Source organism: Rhodanobacter ginsengisoli (genome assembly GCF_042657065.1).
In the GTDB taxonomy this organism is placed as follows: domain Bacteria; phylum Pseudomonadota; class Gammaproteobacteria; order Xanthomonadales; family Rhodanobacteraceae; genus Rhodanobacter; species Rhodanobacter ginsengisoli.
Map to the genome: position 1 here is coordinate 1,933,354 of NZ_JBHSNF010000001.1, position 13,433 is coordinate 1,946,786.

The 13,433-nt window shown below is 65.1% G+C and carries 13 protein-coding genes; 2 read left to right on the forward strand and 11 right to left on the reverse strand.

Annotated elements, in window-relative coordinates; genetic code table 11:
• Positions 1–18 precede the first annotated feature (18 nt).
• The 4 genes from ACFPPA_RS08970 to ACFPPA_RS08985 all read right to left on the reverse strand — a co-directional run bounded on the left by ACFPPA_RS08970 (position 19) and on the right by ACFPPA_RS08985 (position 3,979).
• A complete protein-coding gene (locus ACFPPA_RS08970; RefSeq protein ID WP_377319363.1) occupies positions 19–1,203 on the reverse strand; it encodes an HlyD family secretion protein in 1,185 nt (394 codons plus the stop codon).
• Positions 1,200–2,711 (reverse strand): efflux transporter outer membrane subunit, encoded by a 1,512-nt coding sequence (locus tag ACFPPA_RS08975; RefSeq protein ID WP_377319365.1) that lies wholly within the window; start codon positions 2,709–2,711, stop codon positions 1,200–1,202. Before ACFPPA_RS08975 ends, ACFPPA_RS08970 begins: the two co-directional genes overlap by 4 nt.
• A gap of 76 nt (positions 2,712–2,787) precedes the next feature.
• Positions 2,788–3,246: a MarR family winged helix-turn-helix transcriptional regulator gene (locus ACFPPA_RS08980; protein WP_377319367.1), complete on the reverse strand. Its 459-nt coding sequence runs from the start codon at positions 3,244–3,246 to the stop codon at positions 2,788–2,790.
• Between the two features lie 532 nt (positions 3,247–3,778).
• Positions 3,779–3,979, reverse strand: coding sequence for a hypothetical protein (locus ACFPPA_RS08985; protein WP_377319369.1), 201 nt, complete (start codon positions 3,977–3,979; stop codon positions 3,779–3,781).
• 283 nt (positions 3,980–4,262) lie between these two features.
• Between ACFPPA_RS08985 and ACFPPA_RS08990 the strand changes: the two genes are divergently transcribed.
• Complete coding sequence (locus tag ACFPPA_RS08990; RefSeq protein ID WP_377319371.1) at positions 4,263–4,760, forward strand: VOC family protein; 498 nt, start codon at positions 4,263–4,265, stop codon at positions 4,758–4,760.
• Between the two features lie 12 nt (positions 4,761–4,772).
• Here the strand turns inward: ACFPPA_RS08990 and tadA are convergent, their stop codons facing one another.
• From tadA to folD, 4 genes are all read right to left on the reverse strand, one after another.
• A complete protein-coding gene (gene tadA / locus ACFPPA_RS08995; protein ID WP_377319373.1) occupies positions 4,773–5,261 on the reverse strand; it encodes a tRNA adenosine(34) deaminase TadA in 489 nt (162 codons plus the stop codon).
• 78 nt (positions 5,262–5,339) lie between these two features.
• The gene (gene guaA / locus ACFPPA_RS09000; RefSeq protein WP_377319374.1) at positions 5,340–6,932 is read right to left on the reverse strand and encodes a glutamine-hydrolyzing GMP synthase; all 1,593 of its coding nucleotides are present in this window, start codon (positions 6,930–6,932) and stop codon (positions 5,340–5,342) included.
• A gap of 106 nt (positions 6,933–7,038) precedes the next feature.
• The gene (guaB, locus tag ACFPPA_RS09005; protein ID WP_377319375.1) at positions 7,039–8,496 is read right to left on the reverse strand and encodes an IMP dehydrogenase; all 1,458 of its coding nucleotides are present in this window, start codon (positions 8,494–8,496) and stop codon (positions 7,039–7,041) included.
• A gap of 83 nt (positions 8,497–8,579) precedes the next feature.
• The gene (gene folD / locus ACFPPA_RS09010) at positions 8,580–9,449 is read right to left on the reverse strand and encodes a bifunctional methylenetetrahydrofolate dehydrogenase/methenyltetrahydrofolate cyclohydrolase FolD (RefSeq protein ID WP_377319376.1); all 870 of its coding nucleotides are present in this window, start codon (positions 9,447–9,449) and stop codon (positions 8,580–8,582) included.
• A gap of 68 nt (positions 9,450–9,517) precedes the next feature.
• On the opposite strand from folD, the gene ACFPPA_RS09015 reads away from it, so the two are divergent.
• Positions 9,518–10,087, forward strand: a complete 570-nt coding sequence (locus tag ACFPPA_RS09015; RefSeq protein ID WP_377319377.1) for a GNAT family N-acetyltransferase — start codon at positions 9,518–9,520, stop codon at positions 10,085–10,087.
• Positions 10,088–10,112: 25 nt separating this feature from the next.
• Here ACFPPA_RS09015 and der read toward each other — a convergent pair whose 3' ends face one another.
• The 3 genes from der to ACFPPA_RS09030 are packed head-to-tail and all read right to left on the reverse strand — an operon-like array spanning position 10,113 to position 13,382.
• Positions 10,113–11,516: a ribosome biogenesis GTPase Der gene (gene der / locus ACFPPA_RS09020; protein ID WP_377319378.1), complete on the reverse strand. Its 1,404-nt coding sequence runs from the start codon at positions 11,514–11,516 to the stop codon at positions 10,113–10,115.
• A 22-nt stretch (positions 11,517–11,538) separates the two neighbouring features.
• Positions 11,539–12,735 (reverse strand): outer membrane protein assembly factor BamB, encoded by a 1,197-nt coding sequence (gene bamB / locus ACFPPA_RS09025; protein ID WP_377319379.1) that lies wholly within the window; start codon positions 12,733–12,735, stop codon positions 11,539–11,541.
• On the reverse strand, positions 12,732–13,382 hold the full coding sequence (locus ACFPPA_RS09030) for a YfgM family protein (protein WP_377319380.1): 651 nt from the start codon (positions 13,380–13,382) through the stop codon (positions 12,732–12,734). The genes bamB and ACFPPA_RS09030 overlap by 4 nt, the downstream gene beginning before the upstream one ends.
• Positions 13,383–13,433: the final 51 nt, after the last annotated feature.

Consider the following 13,433-nt stretch of genomic DNA (forward strand, 5'->3'; position numbering starts at 1 on the left):
GCAAGGCTCCCTCGGCTACTATCGGTTCGCCGCGATGATCTTGTCGACCACGGCGTCCGCGCTGGCCAGCTCGTGGGCGAACACGTCGGTGCGATAGCCGTGTTCCTGCGAACCCGGCGTCACCAGGCGGCTGCCGCCACGCTGCCGGGTGGACACGGTAACCTTCATCGACAGGCCCAACTGCAACGGATGCTTCGCCACCTGCCGCGGGTCCAGTGCGATGCGGATCGGCACGCGCTGCACCACCTTGATCCAGTTGCCGGTGGCGTTCTGCGCCGGCAACAGCGAGAACGCGCTGCCGGTGCCCGCCTCCTGACCCGCCACGGTGCCGTGGTAGACCACGTCGTCGCCGTAGACGTCGGCCACCAGATTCACCTTCTGGCCGATACGGATATGACGCAGCTGCGATTCCTTGAAGTTGGCCTCGACCCACAGGTGATTCAGCGGCACCACCGACATCAGCGAGATGCCCGGGTTGATCTTCTGCCCCAACTGCACGTTGCGCTTGGTCACCATGCCGCTGACCGGGGCGGGTACGTTGGTGCGGTAGACGGCGATCCATGCATCACGCACCTGCGAGGATGCGGCCAGCACCTCCGGGTTGGTCGCAATCGAGGTGCGATCGATCAGCGCGCTGCTGCCGGCCAGCTGCTGGGTGGCCATGCCGAGCGCGGCGCTGGCGGCACGCACTGCTTCCTCCGCATGCTTGACCTCTTCGCCCGAGATCGCGCCGATGGAGACGAGTTCACGCCGGCGCGCCAGATCGGCCTTCGCCCGGGACAGCTCGACCTCGCGCAGTTGCAGGTTGGCGCGGGTCTGTCCGACGTTGGCGTACTGCGCGCGTACCTGCCGCACGGTGCGGGCAAGCTGTGCCTCGGCACGCGCCAGGGCCAGCCGGGCATCGGTGTCATCGAGCTTGACCAGGCTGCTGCCCGCCTTCACGTAATCGGTATTGTCCGCATCGATGGCAGTGACCACGCCGGGGACCTGGGCGGTGACGGCTACCACGTTGCCGTCGACATAGGCGTCTTCGGTGGTCTCGCGGTATTGCCCGGCCACCAGCCACCACAACCCCACACCGATCACCACGATGACCACCACGGTCACGCCCAGGATCTGGCCCAGGCGCGAACGCGATGCCTGCGGCCCCGTCGCTGCGACGGGTGCGGTGCCCGCCTGCGGCGAGCCTGTTTCGGTGTTCATGACTTGCTTCCTCGAGTAGGTACACGGGTGGCGGCGGTGGCTGCCGGGCCCGACGCCGGCCGATAGCCGCCGCCGAGTGCGCGGATCAGGTTCAGTCGCAGTTCGCGCTGACGCGACTGCGACTCGAGTACCCGTCGCTTCTCCGCCAGCACCTGGCCCTCGGCCGACAGCACCTGCAGGTAGTTCGCCAGGCCACTGCGATAGCGTGCCCGGGCGAGGTCGTAGGCGTGCTGGCTCAGCCGCAGCGCCTCATCCTGCTCGTGCACCCGTTGCTGCAGCCAGCGCAGCGAGACGAGTTGATCGACCACGTCATGGACGGCCGCGATCACAGTGGCGTTGTAGTGCTCCACTGCCGCGTCATAGTCGGCCTGGTGCACGCCGAGGTTGCCGCGCAGGCGGCCGCCGTCGAAGATCGGCAGCGAGATCGCCGGCCCGACACCGAGGACGCGGCTGCCGGCGTCGAGGAAATTGTCAAAGCCGAGCCTCTGCAAACCGACCAGTGCGTTGAGACTGATGTCGGGATAGAACCGCGCCCTGGCGACTTTGATGTCCTGGCTGGCCGCCTCGACGAGCCAGCGATTCGCCACCACGTCGGGGCGGCGGCCGATCAGTTCTGCCGGCAGATTGGCCGGCACCGCCACCGGACCGACCCCGGCCAGTTGCGGTCGCTTGATCAGCAGTCCTGCATCCGGCCCCTTGCCCTGCAATGCCGCAAGCTGGTTGTCGAGCAATGCGATCGACTCGTCGATCGCGGCGATTCGCTCGCGTACCGCCGGCAACGCTGCCTCGGCCTGGGTCAGCTCGAGTTGCGAATCGATCTGCGCCACGACCCGCCTGCGCGTCAGCTCCAGCGTCTGCTGGCGCAGCTTCAGCGTGTCCTCGGCCAGATCGCGTTGGGCATAGGCAAGGTCGAGTCGCAGGTAGGTGCGCGCCAGCGAGGTGGTCAGCATCAGTTGCGCCGCATGCAGGCCGACTTCGGCGGCATGGGCTCGATCCAGGGCGGCATCGACCGCCGCGCGGTTCTTGCCCCAGAAGTCCAGCTCGTAGTGCAACCCCAGTGACATCTCGTTGATGTCCTGCCAGGTTCCGGCGATGGGCGGAGGCACGGTGCCGTGCTCGCTGAAGCGCTGGCGGGTACTCTTCAAGCTCGCATTGACCTGCGGATACAGCGCGGCACCGGCCACGCCCGCGAATGCCTGTGCCTGCCGCACCCGGGCTTCGGCGACACCCAGGCTCGGCTGGCCGTCCAGCGCGGCCTCGATCAGCTCATCCAGCTGGGGATCGCCAAACTCCCTCCACCAGGCCTCCTTCGGCCATGCTTCCGCTGACAACGCGGTCGTCGAAAGGCTGCGTGAAACCTCCAGCCGATCTGCATCCAGCGCGGTGGCGTGCGTATGCAGGCCGGCGGTACTCGCGCAGGCGGCCAGCATCGTCAATGCGAGTGCCCCGGCCGCGTGCCGCGCATGCCGCGTCAGGGTCATGGTCATGGTGTGGGCTCGGGTGAGCATGGCAATGATTCTCCAGAGTCGATGGAAAAATCAGCGCAGAACAATCAGCCTGGGCTGATAAATGGATGACGGGTACTCAGGCGATACGCGCCGCGTTGAGAAGAATCTGCTCGAGCGACGTCTTCAACGCCGCGGCCTCCTTCTCGTCAAAGCCGTTGAGCAACTGTGCGAACACTTTCTGCACCCGCCGCCGCGCCTGGGGCACCAGCAGCGCGCTGCGCTCGGTGAGTTCGATCAGGAAGCTGCGGCGGTCCTGCGGATTCGCCACGCGACGGATCAGATCTTTCTTCTCGATGCGATCGAGCAGCCGCGTCATCGCTCCGGAGTCATATCCGAGCACGCGGCAGAGCTCACCGATGGTGCTGCCGCGCCCATCCGCAATGCTCCGGAACACGACGAACTGCGCGGCAGAAATGCCGAGCGGCTCCAGCGCCTTGTCCAGCGCCGACAGGATCGCGCTGCGCACCCCGGTGATCAGAAAGCCGAGTTCACCCGTGGCCAGCACGGCGATCGTCCCTTTCTTCGATTTCTTCATGCCCATCTCCCGATGATGTGGCATATATTACTGCCTAGGCAGCATATGTCAAGGCTGATTTATTTGCCGTGCGGGAGAGCGAATCGTTGCGCGCGATGGCGTCCGGGAGTCGGTACTTCACGCAAGGCCATCAAGGGCCCGCCGCCCATCCTGCTGCCTGGACAGTTGTTGTGTCTGTCATGAATTTGTCGTGCATGGATCAAAATTGATCCAGCCAGACGAGCCCGTGCCGCCGGGGTCGCATTGCCACCGGGCACAGCGCATTTCGTCGAAGAGCCGTGCGATCCGAGGCAGCGCCATGGCGGTCTCGCATGGTCTGCCGGCCTTTCGTCGAAGGGGATCCATGGCCGGGAAATCGGGGGCCACCGCCGCCACATGCGGCAGCGATTCAGCCCGAGCGATCAATCGCCCTGCGCGATATCACGGCGACGATGAAGGGACTGCAAGAGTCCTGCGGCCAAGCGGAAGCGAGGACGCGAAGTTGGAGTCGATGCCGCTGCACGAGCGCTCGCGCGAGTCGGTCGGGGACCGGTCAGCTGCCTGTGCGGTTTGCGCGCATGACGCGCCGGGTTGCCTGGAATTGCTTGATCTGACGCAACCAGTCGTAGCCATCTCCGGCCTGCAGGCCGGTCGGCTGGGCCCTGGTAACGGGAGTCGTGATGCGGCGCGCGGCGTCGGCACCTCCGAACTCCACGCGACGGCGTTGCAACAGGGAATGGTGATGGCGTTTCATCCGGCTGATCCTGGTCGATGAGGGGCGACCGGGACAATCGCCTGACCCACGTCTGGCTTGCCGGTCTGCTGACAGCACACATGAGTGGGGGCACGGGGTCGAGAGTAAATGGCATTGGCGCGATCTGTGCGTTTCCCCGGGCGAACGATCGTGATCGCCGCCGGCATGGCCGTCAGGCCGCACCGATTGTTCGCGCAGGGAAACTTATTGGTCACCCACGGGGACTTTTCCCGGGACTCCGGCAACCCCATCCATGGCGCCAGTGAATCCATGGTACCGAGTCATGAACAAGTCGTTCCTGTCGTTGCTGGCCTTTGTCATGCTGGGCGTGGTTGCCGCCGTGGCAGCCACGAGCAGCCGTGCGGCCGTGATCCAGGACGACGACTACGTGAGGATTGTCGTGCCGGACATGGCACAGGCGGTGACGTTTTTCCGGGACGTGCTGGATTGCCAGTTGATCAGTCCGCGGCTGGGCCTCGGCGATTCGCACCAGGGCAGTCGCGAATCCAGGCTGCTGTCCTGCGGCGCGGGTTCCGTCATCGAACTGTCCGCCGCCCCTGCCCCGGCCACCTCCAGCGGGAGTCGGCGCCGCGAACCGATCCGGCTCATCTCGGACGACGTGGCGGGTGCCGCCCAGTGGCTGCGGCGTGAGGGTGTCCGTGTGCTCGGGGCACCGCGGACCTTGAAGTCGGGCCAGACCGTGGTGAACTTCATCGCGCCATGGGGACTGCGGCTGCAACTGGTCAGCTGGCAAACCAACGTCACCACCGCCGGACCCTGAGCACGCCCAAGTTCAGCGGCGGGCGCGGAAAAACTCCCGCAACAGGTTGGCGGACTCCTCGGCAAACAGGCCGGCGGCGACCTCGATGCGATGGTTGTGGCGCACATCGACAAGCGTGTCGAATACGCTGCCGGCAGCGCCGGTCTTGGGATCGGCCGCGGCATAGACCACGCGGCCCAGGCGCGCGTGGATCATCGCCATCGCGCACATCGAGCAGGGCTCCAGGGTGACGTAGAGCGTGGCGCCGGAAAGGCGATGGTTGGCGAGCTTCTCGCCGGCCGCACGCAACGCCATGATCTCGGCGTGGGCGGTCGGGTCATGCAGGGTGATGTTGCGATTCCAGCCCAGCCCGACGATCTCGCCCTCCTGCACCAGCACGGCGCCGACCGGCACCTCGTTCTCGGCGTCGCGGGCGTGCGCGGCCAGCTGCAGCGCACGGCGCATGTGCCGCTGGTCTTCGGCTGAAAACGGTTCGGGCGACTTGGTATTTTCTTCAGTCATTTCAATACAGTGTGTGCTGAACATGAGAAAGCCGGCAAGTCGCCGGCTTTGCTCGGGGCATCCAGGTGCCTGATTTTGTTACTCCCACTCGATCGTGGCGGGCGGCTTGCCGCTGATATCATAAACTACGCGAGAAACACCACGTAATTCATTGATTATCCTGTTGGAAACGTTGCCTAGAAACTCGTAAGGCAGATGCGCCCAATGCGCCGTCATGAAATCGATGGTCTCCACCGCGCGCAGTGCGATGACCCATTCATAGGCCCGGGCATCGCCGACGACACCGACCGATTTCACCGGCAGAAACACCGCGAACGCCTGGCTGGTCTTGTCGTACAAGTCCGCCTTGCGCAGTTCCTCGATGAAGATCGCGTCGGCCCTGGCCAGCAATTCGGCGTATTCCCGTTTCACTTCGCCGAGGATGCGCACGCCCAGGCCGGGCCCGGGGAACGGATGACGGTAGACCATCGCCCGTGGCAGGCCGAGCTCCACGCCGATCCGGCGCACCTCGTCCTTGAACAGCTCGCGCAACGGCTCGACCAGCTTCAGCTTCATGTGCGCCGGCAGGCCGCCGACGTTGTGATGACTCTTGATCACGTGGGCCTTGCCGGTCTTGCTGCCGGCCGACTCGATCACGTCGGGATAGATCGTGCCCTGGGCCAGCCACTTCACGTGGCCGGCGCCGTCGGCGGTGAGCTTCGAGGATTCCTCGTCGAAGATCTCCACGAACAGCCCGCCGATGATCTTGCGCTTGGCTTCCGGATCGGCCACGCCGGCAAGTGCATCGAAGTAGCGCTCGGCGGCGTCGACGCGGATGACCTTGATGCCCATGCCGTGTTCGTCGGTGTCGGCCATCGTCGCCATCACCTGATCGCCTTCCTTCCAGCGCAACAGGCCGGTGTCGACGAAGACGCAAGTCAGCTTGTCGCCGATCGCCCGGTGCAGCAAGGCCGCGACCACCGACGAATCCACACCGCCGGACAGGCCCAGCAGCACGTGATCGTCCCCGACCAGCTCGCGCACCCGGGCGATCTGGTCGTCGATGATGTTGGCCGCGGTCCACAAGGTGGCGCAGCCGCATATCTCGGTGATGAAGCGCTTGAGCAGCGCCCCGCCCTGTTTGGTGTGGGTCACTTCGGGATGGAACTGCACGCCGTACCAGCGCTTGTCCTCGTTTTCCATCACCGCGACCGGAATGCGCGCGGTACAACCGGTGACGACGAAGCCCGGTGGTGCGGCGGCCACGTGATCGCCGTGGCTCATCCACACATCGAGCTTGTGCTCGCCGGGGTGGTCGTTGAGGCCATCGAACAGCCGGCTGGGCGCGACGATATCGACGCTGGCATGGCCGAACTCACGTGCATCGGCGGCCTCGGTGGCCCCACCGAGCTGGGCGGCCAGGGTCTGCATGCCGTAGCAGATGCCGAGTATCGGTACGCCGGCATCGAATACCTGCTGCGGCGCTACCGGCGCGTCGGCCAGCGTGGTCGACTCCGGGCCACCGGACAGGATGATGCCTTTTGCGCCGAAGGCGGCGATCTCGGCCGGGTCGTGATCCCAGGCCCAGATCTCGCAGTACACGCCGATTTCGCGGATACGGCGTGCGATCAGCTGGGTGTACTGCGCGCCGAAATCGAGGATCAGGATCTTGTCGCTATGGATATTGGTCATGGGGACTCAGGGCGGAGAACGGGGAACACGTGACCGGGGGGCGCATGTCGGCATGGACGAAGCGCTGACATCGCGCTCGTCAAGAGCCACACGTTCCCTGCCCCGATCACGAATTGAGCCGGTAGTTCGGCGCTTCCTTGGTGATCTGGATGTCGTGCGGATGCGCTTCGGTGACGCCGGCCGAGGTCACCTTGACGAACTGCGCCTTGTGCCGCACGTCCTCGATCGTCGCCGCCCCCAGATAACCCATCGAGGCGCGCAGACCACCGATCAGCTGGTGGATGATGTTGCGCAGCGGGCCCCGATACGGCACCCGGCCCTCGATGCCTTCGGGCACCAGCTTGTCTGCGTCCGCCTCTTCCTGGAAATAGCGATCCTTCGAGCCGAGCTGCATCGCGCCGATCGAGCCCATGCCGCGGTAGCTCTTGTACGAACGACCCTGGAACAGTTCGACCTCGCCCGGCGACTCCTCGGTCCCGGCGAACATCGAGCCCAGCATCACGGTGGACGCGCCGGCGGCGAGCGCCTTGGGGATGTCACCGGAATAGCGGATGCCGCCGTCGGCGATCAGCGGGATCTCGTCCTTGAGCGCGGTGGCTACCATGTCGATCGCGGTGATCTGCGGTACGCCGACACCGGCCACCACGCGCGTGGTGCAGATCGAACCCGGACCCACGCCGACCTTGACCGCATCCACGCCGACATCGAGCAGGGCCCGTGCCGCCTCGCCGGTGACGATGTTGCCGGCGATCAGCTGCACCTGCGGAAAGTGCTTCTTCACCCAGGCCACGCGATCGATCACGCCTTGCGAATGACCGTGCGCGGTATCCACGACCAGCACGTCGACACCGGCATTGACCAGCGCAGCCACGCGCTGTTCGGTATCGCCACCGACACCTACCGCGGCGCCGACCAGCAGGGCTTCCTGCTTGTCCTTGGCGGCATGCGGGTTGTCGCGCGCCTTCTGGATGTCCTTCACGGTGATCAGTCCGCGCAGCTGGAAATCGTCGTTGACCACCAGCACCTTCTCGATCCGGTGGGTGTGCAGCAGCTGCAGCACGTCGTCCTGGCCGGCGCCCTCGCGTACCGTGATCAGCTTGTCCTGGCGGGTCATGATGTTGCGCACCGGATCGTCGAGCTTGCGCTCGAAGCGCAGGTCGCGACTGGTGACGATGCCGACCAGCCGGGAACCATCCACCACCGGCACGCCGGAGATGTTGTGCGCGTGGGTCAGGCGCAGCACCTCGCGGATCGAGGTGTCGGGACCGACCGTGATCGGGCTGCGGATCACGCCGGCCTCGAACTTCTTCACCAGGCGCACTTCGGCCGCCTGCTGCTCGGCGGTCATGTTCTTGTGGATGATGCCGATGCCGCCGTTCTGCGCCATGGTGATGGCGAGGCGTGCTTCGGTCACGGTGTCCATCGCGGCGGAGACGATGGGGATGTTCAGGCGCAGGTCGCGGGTGAACCGTGTCGATGTATTCACATCACGCGGCAGCACGATCGAGTGGCCCGGAACAAGGTAGACGTCGTCGTAGGTCAGGGCCTCGGCGAGGATACGCATGCGATAAGTCCCGCTGCAAAGAGGGAATTATACGCGCCCTGCCGTGAGGCTCGCCAGATGTCCGGCTGAATGCCGGAAAAAAATCAGACGTTCTTGCGGCGCGCGGCATCCGCCTCGGCCGCCTCGAGCGTGTTTTCCATCAGCGTGGCCACCGTCATCGGACCGACGCCGCCGGGCACGGGAGTGATCCAGCTGGCGCGCTCCGCCGCGGTGTCGAATATCACGTCGCCGACCAGCCGGCCATCGTCCAGCCGGTTGATGCCGACGTCGATCACGACCGCGCCGGGCTTGATCCATTCACCCCTGACCAGCCCCGGCTTGCCGACGGCAACGATCAGGATGTCGGCCTGACTCACGAAGCTGGCCAGATCACGGGTAAAGCGATGGCACGACGTCGTCGTGCAACCGGCGATCATCAGCTCGAGCGCCAACGGTCGTCCGACATGATTGGATACGCCGACCACCACCGCATGCTGGCCCCGTACCGGACGATCGGTGTGGCCGAGCAGGGTCATCACGCCCTTCGGTGTGCACGGTCGCAGGCCGAACCGGCGCAGCGCGAGGCGGCCCACGTTCACCGCCTGGAAACCGTCCACGTCCTTTTCCGGATCGATGCGGTCGACCAGCGCGTCCTCGTCGATATATTCCGGCAGCGGCGACTGCACCAGGATGCCGTGCACGTCCGGATCGGCATTCAGCTGATCGATCAAGGCAAACAGTTCGGCCTGGGTCGTGCTGGAAGGAAGGTCGTAATCGAACGAACGGAAACCGACCTGATGGCAGGCCTTGCGCTTGTTTCGCACATAGACCGAAGAGGCCGCGTCGCTGCCCACCAGCACCACCGCCAGTCCCGGTGCGGGCAAGCCGAGGGCCACCCGTTCGGCCACACGCATGCCGACCCGCTCCAGCAGTTCCTGTGCGATGCGTTTGCCGTCGAGGATGCGTGCGCTCATCTTGATGCCTGACTGTAAAGTCCACCATTATCCCGGCTCAGCCCGATGCGTACAAACGGCATGCAAGCATGACTGCGGACACGATACCCCGGGAGGCGCTGGAACTGACCGATGGCCGGTTGCGCCTGCGGCCATGGCAGGATCACGACGCGATGGCGCTGTTCGAGGCCGCGCGCGAGTCGGTGACCAGCGTGGGCCGATGGCTGCCGTGGTGCCACGCGGACTATGCGCCGGAGGATGCCACCGCATGGATTGCGCACTGCCGGTCCGGCTGGCAATCCGGTGAGCATTTCGCCTTCCCGATTTTCGACGTCGCCTCCGGAAAACTGCTGGGCGGCGCCGGCTTCAGCCAGTACGACCCGCTTCAGCGCAGTGCCAACCTCGGTTACTGGGTGCGCCAGTCATGCCAACGGCAAGGCGTGGCGGTGGCGGCAGCACGGCTGCTGGCCCAATTCGGCTTCGGACAGTTGGGTCTGGTGCGGATCGAGATCGTCGTGCTGCCCGACAATCAGTCCAGTCGGCGAACCGCCGAGAAGACCGGGGCGAAGTTCGAGGCCATCGCCCGCCATCGTCTGTGGATGCATGGGCAGGCCCACGATGCGGCGGTATACGGCCTGGTTCCGCAAGACCTGCGCTGATCCTGCCGCCAGGCGGGGGCAGCAGTCAACGCGTACGCTTGATCAGGTCGCTGACCCGGCGCCGGGCTTTTTGTTCCTGCTCCTTGGTCAGCACCTTCTTGCGTCCGGCGTACGGGTTCTCGCTTTCGCGGAAGGCGATGCGAACCGGCGTGCCTTCGAGCTTGTAACGCTTGCGGAAGAAGTTCTCGAGGTAGCGCTGATAGGCCGGTGCGATGTGCTTGGTGCGGGTGCCATGGATCACGATGGTCGGCGGGTTGTTGCCGCCGGGATGGGCAAAGCGCAACTTCGGCGCGTGGCCATGGACCAGTGGCGGCTGGTAGCCCTCGTAGGCTTTCTCCAGCGTCTTGGTGAGATCGGACGAAACCAGCACCTTGGTCGCCGAGGCATGGGCACGCACCACCGCACGCATCAGCTCGCGCAGACCCGAACCGTGCAGCGCCGAGATATGCACCTGCTTGGCCCACTCGACGAAGACCAGCCGACGATCGAGTGCGCGCATGCATTCATCGCGCTGGTATTGATCCAGTCCGTCCCACTTGTTGATGGCGATCACCAGCGCCCTGCCCTCGTCCATCGCATAGCCGATCAGGGTGAGATCCTGATCGGCCAGATTCTCGCGGGCATCGATCATCACCACCACGACCTGGGCGGCGGCGATCGACTGCAGTGTCTTGATGACGCTGAATTTCTCGACCGCCTCCTCGACCCGCGCCTTGCGCCGGATGCCGGCCGTGTCGATCAGCGTGTAGCGTTTGCCGTCGCGCTCCAGCGGCACCCGGATCGGATCGCGGGTGGTGCCGGCGACATCGGAGACGATCAGGCGATCCTCGCCCAGCAGGCGATTGATCAGGGTCGATTTGCCCGCGTTCGGACGGCCGACGATGGCCACCCGGATGCTGCCGTCCTCGCCTTCCGCCTCAGTCGCGCTGGCTTCGTCGGCCGGAAGCAGGGGCAGAACCATCTCGATCAGATCGGCGGTGCCGCGATTGTGCGCCGCGGACAGCGGCAGGATCTTTCCGACACCGAAGGCGGAGAACTCCGCCAGCACGGCGTCTTCCTCCAGCCCGTCAGTCTTGTTGACTGCCGCAATGATGGTTTTTCCGCTGCGCCGCAGCTCGTTGAGAATGACGTAGTCCTGCGGCAGCAGGCCTTCACGGGCATCGACCACGAACACCAGCACGTTGGCCTCGTCGATCGCCAGCCGTACCTGTTTCGCGGTCAGCACGTCCATCGCATCGTCGACCCCGGACAGACCGCCGGTGTCGACCACCACGAAGGGCCGCTCGCCACTGCGGCATACGCCGTAGTGACGATCACGGGTGACGCCCGGCATGTCGGCTACCAGCGCGTCGCGACTGCGCGTCAGGACATTGAAAAGGGTCGATTTACCGACATTCGGACGACCAACCAGCGCGACGACGGGCAACATGATAAGGACTTCGTTTCAGCAATCAGTGCGAGGAAAGACGATAGGCGCCGATGCGACCATCGACGTCCTCGACGTAGACGGTGTCACCCACCACCAGCGGCTGGGCGCGGATCGCCTTCTTCGACAGTCGCTCGCGTGCAGCCAGCGCGCCGTCACCAGTCTGCAGCCAGTGCACATAGCCTTCCATGTCACCGAGCACGACGTAATCGCCCTGCACGGCCGGGCCGGTGAGCCAGCGATATTTCAGGGCCGCGTTCTTCCACATGTCGGCACCGCCGCTCTTGTCGAACGCCCACACCTGCGAATCGTCATCGACCCCGAAGATCACGTTGCCGTTGATCGCCAGCGAACCGTAGCTGGAGAACGGGTGCGACCAGAGCGGACGACCGCTGGGACCGTCCACCGCCATCAGATTGCCGTGATAGGCAGCAGCGTAGAGCGTGCTGCCGTCGAGCAGGATCGCGCCATCGGCATCGTCCAGACGCTCGATTTCGGTGCGACCTTCGCCACTGGCCAGCTTCTGTTCCCACAGCTTGGCACCGTTGTCCAGGCGCAAGGCGATCAACTTGCCGTCGTCGCTGCCGAAGAACAGCACGCCATTGGCGGCCAGCAGCGGCCCGTTGCCGCGCAGACTCAACAGCGGTACTTCACTCTGGTCATAGACCCAGTGGCGCTTGCCGGTGGTGGCGTCCAGTGCATAGATCCGACCGTCGGCACCCCGCACGACCACCAGGTCGCCGACAATCAGCGGCGACACCAGCACTTCCGTATCCAGCTCGGTCTCCCAGAGCGGGCTGCCATCCTTCGCGTTCACGCCGTAGACGTGTCCGTCCAGCGTACCCACGGCCAGCAAGTCTCCCTTGACCACGGGACCGCCGGCATACATGGCGTCCTTGCGGTGCTTGTCGCCCCAGCCGAACCAGCCATGGGTGCTTGAACTTTTCGACCACAGGGTCTTGCCGCTGGTCGCGTCGATCGCGGCCAGCTTGCCATCGGTACTGTCGGCGTAGAGCACGCCATCGACCACGGTCGGGCGCAGACGTGCGCCGCTCACACCCGCACCGTCACCCACACTGGTGCGCCACAGGCGGGTGACCTGCACGGTGGGCTTGAAGTCCTTTGCCAGCGGTGTTGGCGGCTGTACGTTATCTTTCTTGAAAGAGTGGCAACCGGTAAGGGTTACCAATGAAGCCAGCGTGATCAGTAAAAATCTTTTCATGCACCCTGCTTCCCGGCCGCGGCCAAATCATCGAGTTTCATCTGCAAGGCGCCGCGTTGCGGCGCTTCCTCGCCCAGCGTCGACAAGGCCGTCTGATAGGCCTTGCGCGCGTCGTCTGAACGTCCAAGCTTGACCAGCACATCTCCGCGGAGTTCCTGGGTCAGCCCCTGATAGCTGTCGGCCGGCATGCGATCCAGCGTGGCGAGTGCGGCCTTGCCGTTGTCGCGAGCCAGCTCCACCTGCGCGATGCGCAACAGGGTCAGTGACTTCAGCGGTGCCTCGGCGGCATGGCCTTCGGCCCATTCCAGGGAGGCTTCGGCCTTGTCCAGCTGCTTGTCCTGTACCTGCTGCCTGGCGCGATCGCTGACCGCGAATACGGCATAGGGGGACTTGGCGTAATCCTTCATCAGCTGGTCGGTCAGCTGGCTGGCGATCTCCGGCTTGCCGGACAACTGTGCGATCCGCGCCTGCTGATAGAGCTGTGAAGCGTTGGCCTCATCGCGCGCCTGGTGACGCTGCCACTGCTGCCAGCCGAAAATGCCGACCAGGCCGATCGCGATGCCGACGACGATCGACACGCCATTCTCGCGCAGCCATTTCTGCACCAGTTCGCTCTGCTCGTACTTGTCGTATTCTTCAAATGCCATGCAGTCACCATTCAAAAGGCCGCGCACCCGCAGGGGCAAGCACAGCCCTGC

Excerpts from the sequence above, each read along its gene's own strand:
- ACFPPA_RS08970 (WP_377319363.1), bottom strand. The coding sequence starts at position 1,203 with ATGAACACCGAAACAGGCTCGCCGCAGGCGGGCACCGCACCCGTCGCA.
- ACFPPA_RS08975 (WP_377319365.1), bottom strand. The coding sequence starts at position 2,711 with ATGCTCACCCGAGCCCACACCATGACCATGACCCTGACGCGGCATGCG.
- ACFPPA_RS08980 (WP_377319367.1), bottom strand. The coding sequence starts at position 3,246 with ATGAAGAAATCGAAGAAAGGGACGATCGCCGTGCTGGCCACGGGTGAA.
- ACFPPA_RS08985 (WP_377319369.1), bottom strand. The coding sequence starts at position 3,979 with ATGAAACGCCATCACCATTCCCTGTTGCAACGCCGTCGCGTGGAGTTC.
- ACFPPA_RS08990 (WP_377319371.1), top strand. The coding sequence starts at position 4,263 with ATGAACAAGTCGTTCCTGTCGTTGCTGGCCTTTGTCATGCTGGGCGTG.
- tadA (WP_377319373.1), bottom strand. The coding sequence starts at position 5,261 with ATGACTGAAGAAAATACCAAGTCGCCCGAACCGTTTTCAGCCGAAGAC.
- guaA (WP_377319374.1), bottom strand. The coding sequence starts at position 6,932 with ATGACCAATATCCATAGCGACAAGATCCTGATCCTCGATTTCGGCGCG.
- guaB (WP_377319375.1), bottom strand. The coding sequence starts at position 8,496 with ATGCGTATCCTCGCCGAGGCCCTGACCTACGACGACGTCTACCTTGTT.
- folD (WP_377319376.1), bottom strand. The coding sequence starts at position 9,449 with ATGAGCGCACGCATCCTCGACGGCAAACGCATCGCACAGGAACTGCTG.
- ACFPPA_RS09015 (WP_377319377.1), top strand. The coding sequence starts at position 9,518 with ATGACTGCGGACACGATACCCCGGGAGGCGCTGGAACTGACCGATGGC.
- der (WP_377319378.1), bottom strand. The coding sequence starts at position 11,516 with ATGTTGCCCGTCGTCGCGCTGGTTGGTCGTCCGAATGTCGGTAAATCG.
- bamB (WP_377319379.1), bottom strand. The coding sequence starts at position 12,735 with ATGAAAAGATTTTTACTGATCACGCTGGCTTCATTGGTAACCCTTACC.
- ACFPPA_RS09030 (WP_377319380.1), bottom strand. The coding sequence starts at position 13,382 with ATGGCATTTGAAGAATACGACAAGTACGAGCAGAGCGAACTGGTGCAG.